This is a genomic window from Gilliamella sp. BG2 (assembly GCF_046635645.1).
Classification (GTDB): Bacteria; Pseudomonadota; Gammaproteobacteria; order Enterobacterales; family Orbaceae; genus Gilliamella; species Gilliamella bombi.
This window is the reverse complement of sequence record NZ_JBIDFF010000015.1, coordinates 11,987-32,763: the sequence shown is the minus strand read 5'-3', so window position 1 is coordinate 32,763 and position 20,777 is coordinate 11,987. Positions and strand designations below refer to the sequence as shown.

At 34.5% G+C, this 20,777-nt stretch carries 13 protein-coding genes; 1 reads left to right on the top strand and 12 read right to left on the bottom strand.

Going from position 1 to position 20,777, the window contains the following annotated elements; all coding sequences use genetic code 11:
• Window positions 1-373: 373 nt before the first annotated feature.
• Window positions 374-2,518: a YccS family putative transporter gene (gene yccS, locus ACGH6Q_RS07720; protein ID WP_411592552.1), complete on the top strand. Its 2,145-nt coding sequence runs from the start codon at window positions 374-376 to the stop codon at window positions 2,516-2,518.
• An 84-nt stretch (window positions 2,519-2,602) separates the two neighbouring features.
• Here the strand turns inward: yccS and ACGH6Q_RS07715 are convergent, their stop codons facing one another.
• The 12 genes from ACGH6Q_RS07715 to yejK all read right to left on the bottom strand — a co-directional run bounded on the left by ACGH6Q_RS07715 (window position 2,603) and on the right by yejK (window position 20,663).
• Window positions 2,603-3,004 (bottom strand): hypothetical protein, encoded by a 402-nt coding sequence (locus ACGH6Q_RS07715; RefSeq protein ID WP_411592539.1) that lies wholly within the window; start codon window positions 3,002-3,004, stop codon window positions 2,603-2,605.
• 321 nt (window positions 3,005-3,325) lie between these two features.
• Window positions 3,326-3,613, bottom strand: a complete 288-nt coding sequence (locus tag ACGH6Q_RS07710; RefSeq protein ID WP_065609762.1) for a type II toxin-antitoxin system RelE family toxin — start codon at window positions 3,611-3,613, stop codon at window positions 3,326-3,328.
• The gene (locus tag ACGH6Q_RS07705; RefSeq protein ID WP_411592538.1) at window positions 3,610-3,861 is read right to left on the bottom strand and encodes a type II toxin-antitoxin system Phd/YefM family antitoxin; all 252 of its coding nucleotides are present in this window, start codon (window positions 3,859-3,861) and stop codon (window positions 3,610-3,612) included. The genes ACGH6Q_RS07710 and ACGH6Q_RS07705 overlap by 4 nt, the downstream gene beginning before the upstream one ends.
• A 274-nt stretch (window positions 3,862-4,135) precedes the next feature.
• On the bottom strand, window positions 4,136-6,310 hold the full coding sequence (locus ACGH6Q_RS07700) for a hypothetical protein (RefSeq protein ID WP_411592537.1): 2,175 nt from the start codon (window positions 6,308-6,310) through the stop codon (window positions 4,136-4,138).
• Window positions 6,307-7,491, bottom strand: coding sequence for a VWA domain-containing protein (locus ACGH6Q_RS07695; protein WP_411592536.1), 1,185 nt, complete (start codon window positions 7,489-7,491; stop codon window positions 6,307-6,309). The genes ACGH6Q_RS07700 and ACGH6Q_RS07695 overlap by 4 nt, the downstream gene beginning before the upstream one ends.
• 9 nt (window positions 7,492-7,500) lie before the next feature.
• Window positions 7,501-10,056 carry a DUF5682 family protein gene (locus ACGH6Q_RS07690; protein WP_411592535.1) on the bottom strand — a complete coding sequence of 852 codons (2,556 nt, stop codon included), beginning with the start codon at window positions 10,054-10,056 and terminating at the stop codon, window positions 7,501-7,503.
• A gap of 16 nt (window positions 10,057-10,072) precedes the next feature.
• Complete coding sequence (locus ACGH6Q_RS07685) at window positions 10,073-11,170, bottom strand: ATP-binding protein (RefSeq protein ID WP_411592534.1); 1,098 nt, start codon at window positions 11,168-11,170, stop codon at window positions 10,073-10,075.
• The gene (locus tag ACGH6Q_RS07680; protein WP_411592533.1) at window positions 11,164-14,907 is read right to left on the bottom strand and encodes a DUF4132 domain-containing protein; all 3,744 of its coding nucleotides are present in this window, start codon (window positions 14,905-14,907) and stop codon (window positions 11,164-11,166) included. The genes ACGH6Q_RS07685 and ACGH6Q_RS07680 overlap by 7 nt, the downstream gene beginning before the upstream one ends.
• Window positions 14,901-18,605 (bottom strand): DUF4132 domain-containing protein, encoded by a 3,705-nt coding sequence (locus tag ACGH6Q_RS07675; RefSeq protein WP_411592531.1) that lies wholly within the window; start codon window positions 18,603-18,605, stop codon window positions 14,901-14,903. The genes ACGH6Q_RS07680 and ACGH6Q_RS07675 overlap by 7 nt, the downstream gene beginning before the upstream one ends.
• On the bottom strand, window positions 18,602-18,739 hold the full coding sequence (locus ACGH6Q_RS07670; protein WP_167370075.1) for a hypothetical protein: 138 nt from the start codon (window positions 18,737-18,739) through the stop codon (window positions 18,602-18,604). Before ACGH6Q_RS07670 ends, ACGH6Q_RS07675 begins: the two co-directional genes overlap by 4 nt.
• 34 nt (window positions 18,740-18,773) lie before the next feature.
• Entirely contained in the window at window positions 18,774-19,616 is an 843-nt protein-coding gene (gene nfo / locus ACGH6Q_RS07665; RefSeq protein WP_174798096.1) for a deoxyribonuclease IV, read from the bottom strand.
• A gap of 42 nt (window positions 19,617-19,658) precedes the next feature.
• Window positions 19,659-20,663, bottom strand: a complete 1,005-nt coding sequence (gene yejK / locus ACGH6Q_RS07660) for a nucleoid-associated protein YejK (protein WP_065589922.1) — start codon at window positions 20,661-20,663, stop codon at window positions 19,659-19,661.
• Between the last annotated feature and the right edge of the window lie 114 nt (window positions 20,664-20,777).

Below are 20,777 nucleotides of genomic sequence, written 5' to 3'. Positions count from 1 at the left end.
ATAGAAATGATTCAGTTATAAAAATAGGTGAATTTTTTAACTAAATTATGATGTCTGATTTCAGACTTTTTGACTTTTACGGAATGGTTAATATTGCTGATAACATCTAAAACACAAACACGCCCAATAGCCCTGTTTGGCGTGCTAGCTTTACTTCGTTATCGGCACATTTTGAAGCTCTGATAAGGCAAACTTATTAACATTGTGGTGCTATAAGTGTGTTTCTTACTCTAAAATCGCTCAGGTAGACTATTGATTTTATTGTTATTTTTATTTTTCTTAAAAAGAAAAAACTTTCTGAGCTCTTTCCCTAATTGATGCAATATAGTATTCTAGTAGCTATTATTTGAACATACTCCAAACCCAATACACCGTGCACACATTTATTTTGTCTTTACGTAAAGTCTTTTACAGCAGTAATCTTCTTTTTAGTCTTCGGATGTTAATTAGTTTAACTGGTTCGACTTTAGTTCCGTGGTATTTTGGGTATACCTCGCTAGTTATTCCTCTTACGCTTGGTGTTGTGGCAGCTGGTTTGACCGAGATCGATACTCGTCTATTAAGCCGTTGTATTAATTTAATTCTTACATTGATCTGTTTTACTATTGCCACTTTTTCAGTCGAGTTGTTATTTGATTATCCTGCATTTTTTATTATTGGTTTGGTTTCTTCAACATTTATTTTTACCATGCTTGGTTCGCTTGGGCAACGTTACGGTGTGATTGCGTTTGGATCACTTTTAATTGCTGCCTATACCATGCTTGGGCATAATTTGTTTACTGATAATTACACTTTGCCCTGTTTTTTGCTGTTAGGTGCGCTTTGGTATAATGTTGTTTCGTTAATTGAATCGATCATTCAACCTATTCGCACAACCCAACAATCGCTTTCACAGTGTTTTATTGATTTAGCACAATATCTTGACGCTAAGGCAGCGATGTTTGATCCCGATGAGTCTGACGGTTTTAAAAAACAGACTTTGCAATTAAACAATAGTAATAATCAACTCATTAGTGCTTTTAATAATACAAAACGTTCGCTATTTAATCGTTTAAAAAGCTATCGTGGACAAGCTTATATTAGAAAGTTACTAAGCTATTATTTTGTCGCGCAAGATATTCATGAGCGAGCAAGTTCAGCGCATGGACATTATCAAGCGCTTAGTGTGCATTTTAAACATAGTGATATTTTATTTAGATTTGCTCGTATTTTAAATTTGCAAGCGAAAGCTTGTGCGCAATTGGCAATGACAATTAAGTTAAATCAAACTTATCAACATGATCCGCTGTTTTCACGTTATTTTTCGTATCTTGAAGAAGCTATTAATCAATATCATGCTAGTCATAAAAGCGATATGCTGATGATTAAAGCGCTTAAGAGTTTACATCAAAATTTGCTTTCTATCGATCTGTTACTTGCTAATATTGATACCGAGCAACATTTGCCAAAAGCAGAAGAAGATAATCAATTAATCGATGAAGAACTAACCAGCTTTTATGCTATTTTTGCCAAGATTAGAAACAATTTAACCATAAAATCGGCACTATTTCGTCATGCAATTCGTATGTGTGTGGTGTTTTTTGTTGGTTATATGGTGATTCATTTTTCCGATTTACAGCATGGATATTGGATTATTTTAACCAGTTTGTTTGTGTGTCAACCTAACTATTCAACTACAAAATATCGGTTAAAATTACGCGTAATCGGTACCATTCTAGGGATTATTGTAGGTATTCCGTTGACGTTTTTATTTCCAAGTGTTCCTGAGCAGTTGGTGTTGATTATTATCACTGGTTGGCTGTTTTTTCTATTTAAGAATTCACAATATGCTTATGCTACTGCGTTTATTACGTTACTGGTGTTTTTTAGTTTCAGTTTAATTGGCGAAAGTAGTATTCAAGTTGCGGTCGCACGTATTATTGCAACGTTAATTGGTTGTTTTATTGCATGGTTTGCTGTGAGCTTTATTTGGCCTGACTGGAAGTTTAGAAATCTACCTAAATTAGTGGATCGTGTTTGCCATGACGATAGCCATTACTTAGCGTTAATTGGTCGTCAGTATTTGACTGGTAAAACTAATGATGTTATGTATCGTTTAGCTAGGCGTGCGGCGCATGATAGTAATGCAGATTTGTCGTCATTAATTAGTTTGATGACTAAAGAGCCGCATATGAATCCAGTTGTTATCGATCAGGGATTTCGTTTGTTAACACTTAATCATACGTTGATTAGCTATCTTTCGACTTTAGGTGCGCATCGCGATAAACCTCTTTCAAAACAGACTTTCGATCTATTTGATGATTTGTCAGTCTATATTATTAATCTATTAAGCATTAAAAAGATCGACGGTGAATACCAAGCTATTAAAAAATCCGTCACCGATTATATCGAAACTATTTCGGCTGTTTCAATTGATGATGATAAAACAAATAATGATCTGTTAGTTATGCAACAATTGGCTTTGATTTTGGATATTTTGCCTGAGGTTGTCATGCTTGCAAGTGAATTGGAACATTAAATGGTTTAATAAGGGAATTGAACTTTAAACCACATTACTAGCATTTGAGAATTAATTCATTTATTCTTTTATTGATAAATAATGTTATATACCCAAAATATAAATTGAACCGTATTTTTGTATATTATCATCAATCCATGTTATAAAATCACCAATCATCTGTGAAAAAAAAGATTTATATTTGTAAAAATTATTTGTCATTTCTTGCAAATCATTATCAAAAATAAACTTAAAATCGTATAAGTCATGTTCAAGTTCTATTAGATTTAGAGAGTGATCAAGCTTCTGTTTAAGCTTGATTAATGATGATTTTATTAAGAACCACTGTTTTTTATTAACTTCAGTTTTCCCCCCAATGCCCATGGTTTTGATACTTAGGTACATTGTTGTATATAATGCTTTCAATAAAGTTAAATGCGTTTTCTGCCAGATACTTTGATGTTTCGTTCCAACAATAATCTTTAAAAGGAGGTATTGCGAACTCAAAAATTAGCCCCGACATGTTTTCTTTCAAGGATTTTAACCTAAAATCTATCATGTAAATTCTTTCATATTAAAAATGTTATGTACATATAAATACTAGCATATTATTTTTTGATTACTATCAAGCCAACTAATCATATTAAATGTAGCAATAAATCAAAAAAAATGACCTAACGTAAAAATTCTAAGTATTTTACTATAATAATTTTAGTTAAATATGTTTCTCTACAGAATGAAAGTTATTATATATTATGATTATGTGGAGATGTCATTGAAAAGATATAGTTGTCATTAAAATTGAACTAAAATATGACGATATTTAAATTATTTCAATCGATTACTCGCTTGGTTATAAACTTCATTACGCTCTCTTTTTCCTATAGCGACAACAATAATAATTAGCACATTATCTTGAACTTGATAAACCAATCGATACCCAGATGCCTTTAATTTTATTTTGTAACAATTAACGATTCCTCGTAGCTTGTTACTTGGTATATGAGGGTTTTCTTTACATTTTAGTAGTTTTTTTGCAAATTGTTGTTGTATTGTTCGATCAAGTTTTTTCCATTCTTTTTCTGCATCCTTTCTAAACTTGATGGTGTATTTCATAAAAAACTTTTCAAATCAATATCAACGAGCTTTTGTTTTTCTCGCTCTTTAACTAATGCAATTAATTCTTGATCATCAATCATATCAAGCATTTTTTCGTAAAGTTCGGCTGGAACACAATAAAATGTAGGTTGATTTCTATTTAAAATTGCAACTGGCAAACCTTGTCCTGCATTCACTGTTGCCATTGGATTTTTTTTTAATTCACTGATACTTGCAGTTGTATCACTCAAAATAATATTAGGCATGATCATATACCCTTGTTTTGTTATGCATATTAAATATAACACCTTAAAGACCTGTTAACAAGTCTTATCAGTGCTTGTTACCCTTTAAAATAATTCTAATTATGTATTATTTATAGTACCAAACGAACCTTACGATCACACTGGAATATTAGTCTTATAACATTTAAAAACTTTATTTAGCATAAAAGAATATAACGCTCTACTGAATAATAAACGCAAAAATACGCAATATTATTTTCTACTAGAGTTATGTAATAGCGATAAGGTATTTATATCATAAATCTTTCAGTTGTATTGGTAATTGGTAGTTTGTCTTTTTTAAAAGATAACACAAGTAAACTGCTTGTAAGATATGTGTTACCGCTATTTGTTGTTGACTGAGAATTTTATTTAAAACGGTACTTAATGTGTTTAATCCTAAAGTATCACAATCATATTGAATCGAAATTAATTGCTGTTTTTGATCAGTGAATAATTCAAGCCTTCCAGAACATACCATACTCTCAAGTATCGTTAAAAGTGGTTGAATAATTAAGGTTGAAAGTGAATCTGTCATATAATGATTTTCGCCTAGATGCTTTTTATGCGCTAAATAATTATTTATAATAACATTTTGTTTAGAATTATTTTTTTTACTTTTATGACAGAAGTCTTCAAAATCAAGGTTTAATGTTTTGATATCTCCTGTTAGTTGCTCTTTGTAAAGCAATGCAAAAGGCTCTAAATCCAAAAAGTTGTCATTTTTTACACAGTTGACAAATACGGTTAAGGGGTGATTGTTGGTTTCTAAAAAATTCTTTAAAACATCGATACGTAATTTTTCATATTCATCCCAAAAGAGACATAAAAAAAGGCTATTTCCATCATTATCATTTACTTGCCAAACTAAATTTTGTCGAATTTCATCTAAATAAGGTTTATTTGAGCTTGCTATATGAAGAATTAACATCTCATTAAGAGGTGAATCATCTAAATGATTATCTTGTAAATAGTCGCTCAGTATTGACCAATTTTCAAATCCCGCTTTTGATCTAAAATCCTGATAATTGTTATCATTCCACCCTGTTTCTTGTAAAGTAACAGTTGAACCATGAATCGCCAATTCGCCAGTATCTGATAAACGAGGGTGATGAAGCTTTATTGATTTTTGCATCAACATATAAGGAAATGTTTGCCATATTGACATACTGTTCCAAATCATTGTGCGATTAAAATTGATATCGTTTTTATAGGATCTGGCTAATGTTGTTTCTTGGTATTGTTGTTTTTCAATATCCCAAAAGTAGAAAGTTGCACCAATGGCACCTGTTTTACTTTGCCACCAACGACCGCCTAATGGTAATAGCTCAAGGGGCTGTGATTCTGTTTTATATTGGCGTTTTATCCTACCTCTTAATTTGAAAAGTTGTTCACCTTGATGATGTAATAGCATTTCGGTATAGGCTTGTATCTGCCCTAAAAAAAGAAGTATATCTTGTTCTTCAACCGCAAAATGCCGTTTGGCAAGTAACTCAACCAATTGACTAAGATGCCGAAGCATTGCAGCCAGACGAGGTAATCCTTGAGATCTTGCTGACATATTAAGTAACTGTAATTGATCAGCTTGATTATGACTCACATGAGATAAACCTTGATTGATAAGATTACAAATATGCTGTTGAATCTGTTTAATCAAAGTAATTTCATCAGCAGAAAGCTGATCACTTTCATGTGTTATGCTTTGTCGATATTGGATTGGCCACGGCCATGTTTTGTTGTTTTTTTCAAATAGATAAGCAATAGCTGCTAAATGTATTGCCATTTTTTGGTTTGTACAGAAAGTTGAAATCATTCCATCAAAGCCAGTACCCGCCATATAAATAATAGGTGTATCGCTTTCTGGTACAATAATTCGTATTTGTGAATCTTGGTATTCTATCGTAACTGAATGATTTTTTTGCCAACTACACGCAAATTGATAAGATTTAAAAATATTGTTTTTTCCTGCTTTTTTTAAAAGTTTGGAGGCATCTAATGACAATAATTCAGTTAACACGTTAGCTAAAGGTCTTATTGTTTCAAGCTGTTTTGTACTTATTTTATTATCAGATTTATGCAAATCATTAGATTGATCTAGCGACTTAATTTGATTTTCATCATCAATTTTATTGCTATCGGTAATAGAATGTTCTAACAACGAAGCATTTGATTGTAGCCATAAAACAGCCGATATAATGTGCTTACAATGCCCGTGAGCAAGACAATTGCAACTTGCGGCTTGAATACCTTGAGCAGGTAATCTAACTTGCTGACCGTCTGCATTGAATTCTAAATAATCTTCATTGCTTTTTTCAATTAATTTTACTTTGTTAGCCTCGATATCTTTACGAGCACGGCGAACTAAGCCAATATTGGCATAAAGTGCCAATGACTCTTGATCATAGTTTAAATAGATATGTTGCCAACTCATTGCATAACCTCAGCTAGCCAAGCAGCAAAGTGTTCTGGTGTTAATGCCGCAATTTGCATACCACGGTTAGCTAATTGCTGCGATATTTGCAAATCATAAACAGGATCAGCATTATCATCTAGCGCCGCTAAACCTAACATTTTGACTCTATTGCTGTTCATTCTTGAAACAGTTGCATAAAGGTGAATTAATGCTCCTCCCTCACAAAAATCACTTATTAATACCACAATTGTTCGTTGTGGATTTTTAATTTTTTGTTCAGCATAATTGAACGCTTTGGCAATATCAGTTCCCCCCCCTAACTGAACTGTCATTAAAACTTCCACAGGATCATGGGCTAAGTGAGATAGATCAACAATTTGAGTGTCAAAAACAAATAAATGTAAATTAACAGAAGGTAATTTAGCCATAATGCTAGCACAAACAGCAGAATAGATAATTGAACTATCCATTGAGGCGCTTTGATCAACACATAAAATAATATCCCAAGGTAATTGTTTGTTTGCACGGGAGTTAAAAATCGCATTTTCAATAATCATTTGTTGTTTTTGTTGATCAAAATGTTTCAAATTAGCCTTAATTGTTGCACGCCAGTCAAAATTTTGGTTACAACGTATTTTGGAACGACGAAATCGATTCCTTTTACCTATCAAGGCATTAACAAAATCGGATTTGATTTTTTGTAAAATTTCATCAACAACGCTTTGAATCAGCTCTTTAACTGCCAAATAGACTTCACTTTTTAATTGTCCTCTTAAATTCATTAATAAACGCACAGAGTTCAAATTCGGCTCTAACGCTTTAATAACATTAGGATCGTTTAAAATTCCTTGCAGTTGATAACGGGCAATCGCCTGCTGTTGCATGCGTTCAAATGTACTTTTAGGGAACAGTTTTCGCGTTTTATTGAGCCAATTTACTGTGTTAAATACAGAATTTTCATTGCCACCAGGTGAAATCTTTTTTCTAACACTATCCCTACTATCTTCATCGCCTATTTTTAAACCTCGCTTGCGGTATTCATGCTGATAAAGATAATTTAATGTTTGTTCTAAGTTATGATCATGTTGGTTAAATGTCGCCTGATTAAGGTGTCCATCTGCATATTTTCCTAATATCAATCGCCATCGCTTAACATGAGCAACATTTTTTTTATCAATGATTTTTTTATTGCCGATCATGCTAAATCCTTATTGTTTAAACCAATCTTGTAGTTGTTGTTGATGAATATATTGGGAGATAGATAATTCCAAAGAAAGTGTTTTTTGCAATTCTTCTTCACTAAATCTATATTGCTCAATACTCATATCTTCTTTTTCAGCACTATATTTTTTAGAAATTTTTTCGGCAATTATCGCATTTTGTTTCGGTGTGAGTTGCGTAAATGCAAGTCGTAAATCAGGAAGTATTTCGATAAATTGATCTTGTTTCCAATTCGCTAATAATTCATCAAGGCTTGTTAATAATTGTGAAGAGTGGATAATTAATTCGGGTGCACATTGCATTATCCCCATAAAATAGCTACTTGCCTGTTCATATTGGGATCCTAACTCAAAAGCCATTTTTATTTTGTGGTCAAATTCTGATTGGCTAATTTGAGAGTCCAAATAAGCAATACTATCAATAGCGCCCCGAATCAATGGCGCCTCGCTTAATAACGGTTGTAAACGATGTAAATTCAGGTAAAAATCCTGTTTCAACTTTTTCACATCTAGCTTATCTGGTAGATTATTTATTAAATTTCTAAATAATAATAATGTTTTTAAATTTTCTTGCTGTTGCTCTGTATCGGATTGTTTTAATGTATCAAGTAAGAAAAAGGCTTGTTTTGGTACTTTAGCTAGCAATGCTAACAAAGTTGAACTGACATTAAGTGCTAAAAAGTCCCGACCTTGCCATAAATAGAGTAAACGATGCCCACAATCCACTAATGACAATAAATTACTGTCAACTTCTAAGAATGATGATAATTTAACTAATAATTGAGAGAAATAGGTTTGTAATCCCATTAACGCCGCTTGTATCACCCCTTTTACTGCACACAAACAAGATTGTGCCATTCCATCTTCTGTTAATTGCTCTATTGACTGTTGTAGTTTTTGTATAGCAATCTGTTCAAGTTGCGTGCCTTGCTCTGACAGCTCAATTAACCTAGCTTCAACCATTGGAGTCCATAAATATTGCCAATCTTCAAACATAATGGTTAACCTTGTTCCATATTGATAATTTGGTCCGTCAAGACGATTAGCAAATCCAACGTCCAGAAAGGCAAGTAGGTGTAAAAATCGACTTCGTTGCCGATGTTCTGGGTTACGGTAAATATCAATATGGGTAGTTTTAGGCAATGTGTCGTCGAGCTTAAAACGGTATTTTTTAAGTGTTGAATAAACTTCATTAACAAGTGGTGGTGAGGCTATATCATTAGGAATTTGTCCTAATTGATTTCCTGATAAGCTACGATAAACTATTTGCCAAAAATCACTGCGTACATCGTGAATACTTCCTTTGATAAAAGCAGATTGAATACCATCAAGCAGATCATAACGACCTGGACCATAATGACCTCGAAGTTCAGCTAATAAACAGGCTTGTTCAATCGCCGACTTTAAAGGGATAAAACCAATTGCATCACTACAATTTTGCTTTTCTCTTAATTTATCAGTAATAATCGATAAAAAATCAATCAATTGTGTTTTTCGATAACATTGGGTTGTTTGCGGTTGGTTAGAATTTTGTTCATAAGCTAGCATTGATTGCCAAGATTTTTGGTAATAAGCAGGAGAATTCATCCCTGCTGTATAACCATTTAATGCATCAAGGCGATCAAAACTATAACGAATAAGCCAAGTTCGATCCCTGTCGCCACTTTTCTGCTGTCGATTAAATCGGGTAATATCGGTTCGTTTGGGTAATAGAAGCTTGTTTTGCCATAATCCTTCAAATAATGCTAAAGTATGGAATCCGCCTGTGACCACCACAATTTTTGCATCGGGGATCGATTTTTTTAATCGCCCAATTGCGGTTAACATGTGCTGTTCTCGTTGGCTCGATCCTTCAGCTTCAAGTGATGATGAATCGTAATCAAGCCTCGCCATTGCACACCAAATAAACGTATCTTCAAAAAATGTTTGCCAATCAGCAAGATCGGTAAAATTTCTTAATTCAAATAAATGCTCCCAAACTTCGTCATGATCACGGCAATGTAATTTCTTAGCCAATTGAGTAATGTATTGGCTATGCTTTAGATAGGTTTCAGAAAGTAATGATTTGCTCTGCAATGATGTGAATTCTTGAGTAACTTGTTCTGCCCAAGGCAGATCAATAAATTGAATTTTTGCATTGTATTGTTTTGCCAATTGCATTGCTTGCCACTCTGGTGAGTAACTACAAAATGGATAAAATACGGAGCGAGTAATTTGATGCGATGGCGAGTTAGCCTTATCATCCTCTTTATATTCTTCATTCTTCTGAAGGACAACTTCGTCTACTTGAAGCTCTGTTTGACAAAGTATAGCAATGGGTGGCTCTGTCTTATTATTTAGTAGTTCCTCAAGTTTTTCTGAAAAGCTAGCAGGTGCTTCAATCAAAATATGGGTCGGTTTAATTTGAGTAATCAACTGTCGCAAAGCATAACTACAAGCAGGACTATGATGGCGCACTGGAGCAAAATAGATCTGCGCTTGTTGTAATGCATCTCGACATATCAAAGCATTTTGTAGACGTTGTGGTAATGGTGAGCTTCCCATAATGATTATCTATTTATTATTTCCAGAATTTTTTAGACACCTGGTAGAATGAATGCCATACTGATGAGTTTTTAGCTCTTTCTCGCACCACATTATCCATATAAAATTGAATTCGTTTAATATCATCAGCATTGTCTTTTAAAACTACACCAATAAGCTGTTTAGCAATATGTTCACCCTCAAGGGTGCCCTCATCAAAATAATAGGCATCTAATGCTGAGGCATAAACAATATTGACAGCTTCTGCTGTTGACATCACCGCATCAGGTGTTTTCAGATTAGTGCCTGCTTGTGTTTGCCCCTGTCTTAACTCTTGAAACGTTGTTACTAATAGTTCAATGACATCGACTGGAATAATGATCTGCGATTTTAGTTCACCTAATTCCTGGTTAAGTTGCATTTTAATTAATTCTATTTCAAAGTTTTTATCAGTAATTGGGTTAACGGTTTCAAAATTAAAGCGACGTTTTAATGCAGCCGACATCTCATGTACACCGCGATCTTTTAAATTTGCCGTACCAATAAGATTAAAACCTGGTCGAGCGCTAATTTTAGCATGCTGTCCCATTTCTGGAATCATCATTTGCTTTTCTGACATCAATGACACAAGTACGTCTTGAATTTCAGGAGGACAACGTGTTATTTCTTCAAAGCGCACAATTTTACCTTGCTGCATACCGTGGTAAATTGGCGAACCAACTAATGCTCGTTCAGTTGGTCCTTCTGCTAATAATAAAGCATAATTCCAAGAATATCTGATATGATCCTCATTTGTCCCTGCCGTACCTTGAATAGTTAGGTTTGAATCACCACTGATTGCTGCAGCTAGCAGTTCAGATAACATCGATTTAGCCGTACCAGGTTCGCCAACTAACATTAAACCTTGTTTACCAAGCAAAGAGACTATTGCTCGATCAACAAGAGGATCGTCACCAAAAAATTTGCGGCTGATGCCAATTTCTTCATTACCTAAAATAAACGTTCGTACCGATTTTGGTGATAACTGCCAGCCTTGAGGTTTATTGTTATTACTATCCAATTTCAGCAACTTATTTAACTCTTTAGCATAACGTTGTTCTGCACTTAAGCGAATGGCTTGTGTTTGTTTTACCATAACCCTTTCTTCTCCCACTCTGGATCAAAACCGCTTGAGGCATTAGCAACAGCCATATAATCAGCATAAGCTTCTGCTAGTAATACTGGCGGCACATCGTTGATATCAATTGCATTACCGTTTTTCCCTTGCTTTTTACTAAAATATAGATTGTAAAGTATAACGGGAATATTCTCTTCTGGCACATAGCTACCACTAAATTCAATATTGATATAAAGCTCAAGCTCGCTAAAATATTTATAATAGCCGTAAAAGCAAGCACCGTCTTCAATGTCTTCTCGCTTATACCCTTGTTTAATTAATATATTTCGTATTGTAAAACTGTCTGTTAGCCACCCTTTACGATCATCAATAATATTTTCTTCAACATGGCTAACATCAGGCAACGAATGGTTAAATTGTGTAAGTAGTAGCGGAACTTTGTAATCTGCAAGATGTTTTTGCCATGTTTTCACTACTTCGTTAGTTAACAATGCACTATGTGCAACAGTAACATCGTTTTCTTTACTAAGCGTAATCTCATCATCATTTAAATCAATTAAACTGCCATCTTCGGTTGGACGAAAACTCTTTATAATTACCCCTGATTCATTCACTTCGAGCCATACTAAATGTTGAATTAATCGATTCATAATGGGATGGTTATAGAGATATTCTTGCCACTCTAAAACAGACCAACGTCGCTGCAAACACATAGCTTCGTATAGCCGCATTATTTGTAATTCAATTAATTGTTTCAGCTCTTTTTTACTATTATTAAATTGTTTTTTTGCTTCTTTAACTAGTGTTTCATCTTCAGGTTTTCTTGCTTCGGGTAGTGTTTTAATTTCTTTACCTTCGGCGTTTTTTAATACAAATTTAAATTTATCATCTAATGTGGCTGTAAAAATTCGCTCACCATAATCAAGGCTCAGTACGCCCGATTCATCTAAACCTGCTGTTGGAATGGTGCGATCAGCCAGTTCATCAGCCGTCCACTGTTTTTGCTCAGCAATTTGGTTAATCAATAATTTTGCTTTTTTTTGCACGGACGGCGTTCGATAACGACGTGCAATTGATAATAAAAATTGAATAATAAGCGGATCACTACTAACGGCTATTGATTCAAGCATGGCTTCAATTTGTCCACGCCTGATTTGATAGTTTTTAATATAGTTTTTTATTATCGATACGGCAGTATTACCTTGTATGCCTCCAATTAGTGATAATATCCCCTTTGATTTAATAGCTGAACCAATCACACGGGAAAGCACTTCTTGCTTTATCATTTCGAAAGCTTCGCTTAAAGTCATATTTTCATATTGACCATAATACTCTGGATAACGCTTTGCATAATTTAAATAATCTTTCAAACGCTGTTTTGCATTTAAGTTTGCCTCTATTTCGGCTTCTTCAAGTGTTGGCGTTAGTGTGTCTTGCTTAATAAAAGCCTGTAAAATAAATACACCTAATTCGTGTTGACTTTTGATGCTTAAAAGTCGGGTATAAATGATTAATAATGGATTAGCAGGCTCTTTTAATTTTATCGCAAGCCAAATCCACCAAGTGATAATTTGAGGGTCAACCACCTTACCATTTTGCCAAGTTAATGCTGGAATTAAGTTTTCATCAAGCCATTTGGCATCTGCTGGTTTTTTGCCTGTTAAGCCTTTTTGTGCATCATCTAATAATTTTGTTGGCGTTAAATATTGGTTTATATTTTCACCTAAACTTTCAAGCGCAGCTAATAATGTTGCTTGTACAGATTCAGATTTCTCTTTGTTTAGCGCATTATTCAGTGCTTTAATTGATGATTTCTGTCCTAATTTTACCAACCACTTGGCAGCTAAAATACGCTGAGCTTGTTTGGTTGATATTAATGCCTCTTCCACTCGGTAATGAATATCAGGCAACATACTCAATGCTTTTTGTGCTAATAAACGTAATGATTGAGTTTCACCTAATGCCAGTTCAAGTAAATAAGTCACATATTTAGCTAGTAACTTCGGGAAAAAAGTTAATATTTTTATCCCTCGTTCTTTCTCAAAAAAATAATCACTGTTTTGCAGTTCTTGATTTGGCAGTAGTCCTAATGCTTCATCAAGATAAACGGAATTTTCGGCAAAAAATGGCCAAACTAAATTAGGATCGACCTCAGCTGTGGTTTCATAATAATAATTCATTAAAAATGCGGCAGCGATGGTACGTTTCGCATCTGGCACATAATCTATTTTATTCATGACTTCAACTAACTGGCGTAAATCAGTACGTAACAAGATTTCATGATGAGAAAAACTTAAACCTAAATAAAAGGAATTAGGCTGATGATGACAAATTTTTTCCGCACGTAATAAGTGGTAAAGATTAAATTCAGGTAACGATGGCAAGCGTCCTTTATTCAAAATAACTTCATAAATTAATTTGTTTTTTATATCCGCCTGTTCGATATCACCTTTACCATTTAAACAATCAAAAATCGCATCTAAATCAGTAACAGTAATTGCTTTTAATTGCGCATAACGCTGTTGTTCAGATGTAATTTTGTAACCATATTCTTGGTTATATTGAATTTCCTGTTCTGCTTTCTTTTGCTGTTGGACTAATATTTCTTGGTAGTTTTGTTGCAAAATATCTCGCGCTTTAGAAGGTAAATTAACTTCAACGATCGATTCAAAAGGAGGAATAATTAATCCGATTTCTTGCTGTTTAGCATCCTCATTGACACTTAATCGTGATAAAGCCCCTTCGATGGTTTTTATTACGGTTTTATTCGTCTGACGAGTTAATGCTTCTTCTAAAATCTTGCGATTAACAGATAATCTAACTAATAAGTTTATCGCATGGCAACGTTGCTTAGGTGTTCCTTGATCTAATAAAACTTGTAATTCAGCTTGTATTATGTCAATAGGTAAACTTAGTAACAAGGTTGTTGCTAACTCACTGATTGCTTTTATATTACTTGTTGATTGTTTTACAAGCAAATCAATCACATCTTGTTTAAGTTTGTCTTGATTAGCAATATATTGTAATTGCTGTAATTGACCAGCTCTAGATAGCCCCTGTTCAGGCAAGGTTTTAAACCATTCAAGATGTTCATAAATATAGGGCAATAAACCATTAATCATAAACACATAATAAAAACACTTTAAATAAGATTCTGGTGTTTGTTGACGGTCAAAAATAGCAAATAATAGTTGTTTCCCTAGCCCTTTTTGTTCTATTTCGAGCAATTGATGTAATTGTTGAACAGACCAATTTTGACGTTCAAGAATAATTTTTTCAGCACTTTGATTATAGCTAAACAAAGTTGAAACCAATCCATCTAAAAATAGATATAAAAACCATAATGGTAAATTTGGCGTGATCACATCAATATTTTTTTGTTCTGAATAAATGCGACTTTGCTGCATATTTTCAATATAGGTTGCTGCCAATACCTTACCAAAACGGATAATCTGTTCTGGCGTATAGTTATCCGTCCATTGTTGATAAAATAGCGCTCTTGCTTTTATTGGTTGTTTTTTCTCAGTGGAATAATAAATGATATTAGTCGCACCTGGAAAGCCTAGGCGCCCATAAACTCGCTTTGCACTATTATACGTTTGTGATAATTGATTTAAATCCTCTAAAACTAGAGGATCTTGACCTTGTAAAATATATTTACAAATGCGCTCAGGAATCAATTTATCTAACCCCCGAAAAATCTCAAAACACGCTAATAAATTGCGCTCATTATTGTCAACAGTATCCTTTACCATATTAATTTATCTTCCCAATCAGGATCAAAGCCACTACACGCATTTGCAACCGCCATATAGTTAGCATAACCTTCAGCGAGTAACACTGGAGGCAATTTATCGAGAGCTATTGGTCTATCTTTTAAACCTGGCTTTTTACTAAAATAGAGGTCAAAAAGAGCAACAGGGATATTTTCTTCTGGTACCATGCTGCCACTAAATTCAATATTAATATACAGGTTAAGACTAGCAAAATACTTATAATAACCATAAAAACAACCTGCATCTTCAACATTGTCACGCTTATAATCCAATTTGGTTAAGATTCCACGTATCGTGAAACTGTCAGTTAACCAACCTAAACGTTCATCAATAATGTCATCTTTAACTTTACTTATATCTGGTAATGAGTGAGTCAATTGATCAAATAGCTCGGGGACTTTGTAATCTTTAAGATGATCTTGCCATTTTACTGTGATAGCACTTGGCAACACTGCAGAGTGGGCAAGGGCAATGCGATTACCTTCATTTAGTTCTATTTCTTCATCTTCAGTTGTAATTAAGCTACCATCCTCAGTTGGTCTAAAGCTGTTTAATATCTGTCCATTTTCATCTAATTCAAGCCAGATTAAACGTTGAATAAGCCGTCCTACGATAGGATGTGGCTGTAAGTATTTTTGCCAATCCTCTACTCGCCATTGACGCTGTGTACACATAGCTTCATAAAAGCGGGTAATTTGCATATTAAGCAATTGCGTTAGTTCTTTTTTACTGTTGGAAAACTGTTTTTTTGCCTCTTTCACTAAGGCTTGATCTTCGCTTTTTCGGGCTTCTGGTAAGGATTTAATTTCGTTACCATCTGCATTTTTTAAATGCCATTTAAACTTATCATCAAAAGTAGCCGTAAATGTGCGTTCACCATAATCAAGGGTTAACACACCATTATCATCTAGCCCTGCGGTAGATATGGTGCGATCAGCTAGTTCATCAGTAGTCCAGCCATTGCGTTCTGCAATACTTTCTACCAATAAGCGGGCTTTTTCTTGTACAGATGCAGCACGATAACGGCGGGCAAGCGATAGCAAGAGTTGCGTGATCAACGGATCATCACTTTGAGCAAGCGGTTCAAGCATCGCTTCAATTTGCGCTCGTCGTTGTTGATGATCTTTCATAAAACTACGTAATAACGAAACTGCAATGTGACCTTTAATACCACTGGTTAATGCTAATAATCCTTTCGCTTTAATGGCTGAACCAAGATAGACTGCCAAAGCCTCTTTTTTTATCTCTTCAAATACTTGTTCAAAAGTAATATTGGCATAACTAGGGTAGTATTGAGGGTGTTGCTGGTAGTAGCCAATATATCGCTGCAATCGCTTATCGGCTAATGAATTGGCTTTTGCTTCGGCATCTTCCACCGTTGGCATTCGCGTATCTTGCTTAATAAAGCTTTGTAAAATAAATTCGCCTAATTGCTGTTGGCTTTGCTGACTTAATAAGCGACTATAAATAATTAACAATGGATTAGCTGGATCTTTTAACTTGACCGCTAACCACGCCCACCATTCAATAATTTGAGGATCAACTACATCACCATTTTTCCATGTTAATGGCGGAATTAGATTTTTATCAAACCAGTCAAAATCAGCAGGTTTTTTACCTTTTAAGCCTTTTTGTGCATCGGTTAATAGTTTTTTAACGGTTAGATGTTGACTAATATCTTCGCCTAATTTTTCTAAAGCGACTAATAAAACAGCTTGTACAGTTTCGCGTTTTTCTTTTTTTAAGGCATTATTTAATGCTTTAATTGAAGATTTTTGTCCTAACTCTGCTAACCAATTAGCGGCGGCAATACGCACCTCTTGCTTTGCTGATGTTAAAGCTTGTTCAACTTGGCAATGAATATTAGTAATCACACTTAAAGCGTTTTGTGCGGCATAGCGTACTTGTTTACTTTCGCCCAAAGCTAATTCAAATAGATAAGCAACATATTTAGTTGGAATATTTGGGAAAGTTTGTAATATTTTAATGGTACTTTCTACATCAACATTAAGATAAGACAAGGCTTCTTGTTTGGGAGCAAAACCTAAGGCCTCATCAAGCAAAAATTCGTTTTCAGCAAAAAATGGCCATAATTTGTGTGGTTCATTTTCATAGACATCGTGATAGGTATCTTTGGTTAAAAATGGCACAGCAACGACATAGGGCACATGCTGAGAATAATTGAGTTTTACTAATACATCTGCAATTTGTCTAAGATCTAATTTTTTTATAAATTCATTTTTTTCAAATAATCTTTCGAAATAATAAACGCCTGTATCTTTATCAGCTAATTGAGTCACTCGTAATAGATGAAAAAGCGTAAATTCAGGTAGATTCTGTAACCTTTTTTTGGCTAATAAAAATTTAATATCGATATTTTTATTGATTTTTTTGAGTAACGCCGAATATTCAATCTTACCATTTAAATAGTGATAGACATCATCTAAATCCTGTGAGGTAATCGTTTTTAACGTTTTATAGTATTTTCTTGCCCAATTATATGGAAGGTTATATTTTTTGTTATCTTCAACTTCTTTTTGTGCCGCTTTTTCACTTTCTATTAAATGTTCTTCATAATTTTGCTGCAAAATATCACGAGCAATAATGGGTAAATCAACATCATCGATTGGCTCAAAATCAGGAATGATTAAAGTTGCTTGTTGTTCGGCTGTATTTGCACTTTCAAGTCGTGATAAAGCACTTTCTATCGCAGCAATGACCGTTTTGTTAGTTTCGTTAGCTAAGGCTTGTTGTAAGATTGTCGAATCGGAGGATATTCTAGCCTGTAATGCGGCAGCATGACTACGCTGCTTAACTGTGCCAGCAGTTAACAAACGTTGTAAATGGGGCTTTACTATTTCGACAGGGGAACTAAGTAACATTTCAGTTGCTAGCTGATTGACTTGTTTGGAGCTATTTAATGACTGCACAGCAATAAAATCAATCAGTGGCATTTGTAGTTCAGGATGCTTTCGAATATATTTTAATTGTTCGACTTGCCCTAATATCGCAATATCTTGATTCGGTAATTGTTTGAATAATTCGATATGCTCAATAACATAAGGTAATAGACCATTAATCATAAAGAAATATTGAAAACAGCCGCTATATGTAATATTTTGGCGGTCAAATATAGCAAATAATAACTTTTTACCTAATCCTGATTCCTCAATCTCTAACAACTTATGTAATTGTTTAATTGACCAATTTTTTCGCTCATCAATCCGATCTTCATTGTCACAACAAATCGGTAACGTAGTAATCAATCCATCATATAACAGATATAAAAACCAAGAGGGTAACTCTGGTGTAATTAGTTTAATAAAACGTAAATTACCACATAACGCCGCTAAAACTCGTGCAAAACGGATTATCTGTTCAAAAGTATAATCATCAGTCCACCGATGATAAAAAGCCATTCTTGCTTTTTCGGATGAATTGGGTTCATCACAAATATTTGTATAATGAAGGTCACAAGGTCTTCGAAGTAACTCATAAAGTTTAGTAGCCGTGTTTGAAGACTGACACAATTGATTTAAATCAACTAATACATTTAGTTCATCACCCTGTAAGATATATTGAGTAATGCGCGTTGGCATGGTTTTATCCAGTTCTTTTACTGGGTCAAATATAGTGGTAATTAATTGTTGTGATGATAATTCATTTATTTTTTTCATATTCCTTTCTTCTCCCATTCTGGATCAAATCCGCTACATGCCTTAGCAACAGCCATATAATCAGCATAACTTTCTGCTAGTAACACACGAGGATCTTTGCTAATTTCAATTGTGTTATTTTTAATTGTATCCACATCACCGATAACAAAAGGTGTAACGCTTTAATAACTATTGACATTGCTCCTTTAGCCAGTTTATTTCTTGCGTCCAAATATCAGGATCAATGGTTTCTAAGATAAGAGGAATTTCGTCAATTCTTGGATCTTGCATAATATATTTAAATGCAGTTTCACCAATATTGCCTTTGCCTAAACTGTGATGGCGATCGACATGGCTAGCAAATTCGCTTTTAGCATCGTTTAAGTGCATGCCTCGTAAGTATTGAAAACCGACTATTTTTTCGAACTCAGCAAAAGTTTCTTGGCAAGCTTGTTCGGTACGTAAATCGTAACCAGCGGCAAAAGCGTGGCAAGTGTCAATGCAAACTCCAACTCTGCTTTTGTCTTCGACTTGGTCAATGATTTGCGCAAGATGTTCAAATTTATAGCCTAAGTTAGAGCCTTGTCCAGCCGTATTTTCAATAACAGCAACCACATTTTGTGTTTTGTCGAGCGTAATGTTTATCGATTCGGCAATGCGTGCTAGGCATTCATCAACCGATATTTGTTTTAGATCGCTTCCGGGGTGAAAATTGAGTAATGTTAATCCTAATTGTTCACAACGTTGCATTTCGTCTAAAAAAGCAGTGCGTGATTTTTCAAGCTGTTCACTATCGGGGTGTCCTAAATTAATAAGGTAACTATCGTGTGGCAAAATTTGTTTGCTGGTAAAACCATATTTTTCGCAGCGTTTTTTAAAGCTGTCGATGGTGGCTGTTTCAAGCGGTTTGGCGTGCCATTGTCGTTGATTTTTGGTAAATAACGCAAATGCGGTTGCGCCAATTTGATAGGCATTTATCGGGGCGTTATCTACCCCACCTGCTGCACTTACATGTGCACCAATGTATTTCATTTTTTGTCCTAATAACGTTGTTAGTTTATGATTAGCGGATAATTAGTTCGAGCCGCTATTGCGTTGTAGCTGATCACGCAAATTAGGCGGTACACCTTTAATAACCAGTGAGTCAGTCTGTGGATCCCATTTTATACGTTCACCTAACAAATTTGAATCGAAGCTTAAGGTTAATCCGCCACCGCTGCCCGAGAATTTTTTAAGTTGGCGCAATGCACTACGATCAACGGGGAATGTGTCTTCTAAATCGTATTCACTATTTTTGACAAATTCAATAAAGTTGTTATCGTCACTTGTTGGTAGTTCGTTGGCTAGATTTTTTAGTTCAATTTCTTCACCAGCTTGTAATTGAGCTTGACAGTAATTGTAGACGCTTTCACGTGCGTTGGTTTTGTCTTGTTTGTCAAATTGCATTTCTTGGCAGTAATCATCTACCGCTTTAACCAGTGTTTTGTTTTGTGCTTTCGCATCTAATCCTTCATTAGCACCTAGGTAGTCCATAAAAAAGTCAGATACTTTTCGCCCTACTCGTCCTTTTAAAAAGGTTAAATATCGTTTTGAGTCGGCTTGGGTTTCCCATTCGGTCATGTCTATACGGGCAATAATATCGGCATGGTCAATGTCTAGATATTGCGTTTCGCTAATATCTAAGTCTTCATTAACTAACATACTTAAACAACTATTTAACACCGCAATAATTAAGTATTCAACCGCCAAATAACGATATTGGCAAAACACCACCGTTCCTCCTTCTGCAAAAGGATATTTGGCAAGTTCGTTGCGTAGTTGTTTGGTTGATTCTTGGCTGAAATGTAAAAAATCTTGATTGCCTAGCCGTAGTTCTTTTAGTGATTGTTCAAATAAGCTTTCGCTATTAAATAATCCATAGGCTTTGCTTTTGTTATTATAGATGCGGTTGATATCTTCAATTAGATTAACAACCGCTTGCTCGTTGTCGAGCATTGAGTCACGAAGTTGTAGTTCAATTTCGGTGTCGCTTTTTCTAATTAATTTATGCAGTATGATCTTTTCTATTTGTACGCTCATTGGTGAGGTTCCTATTGGATCGCTATAATCATTAAGGACATTATTTTATCAAAGCGCTGAAAAAGTGCTATTAACAATTTGCCAGTCTGTTAAACTAGCACAGTTAAATTGCAT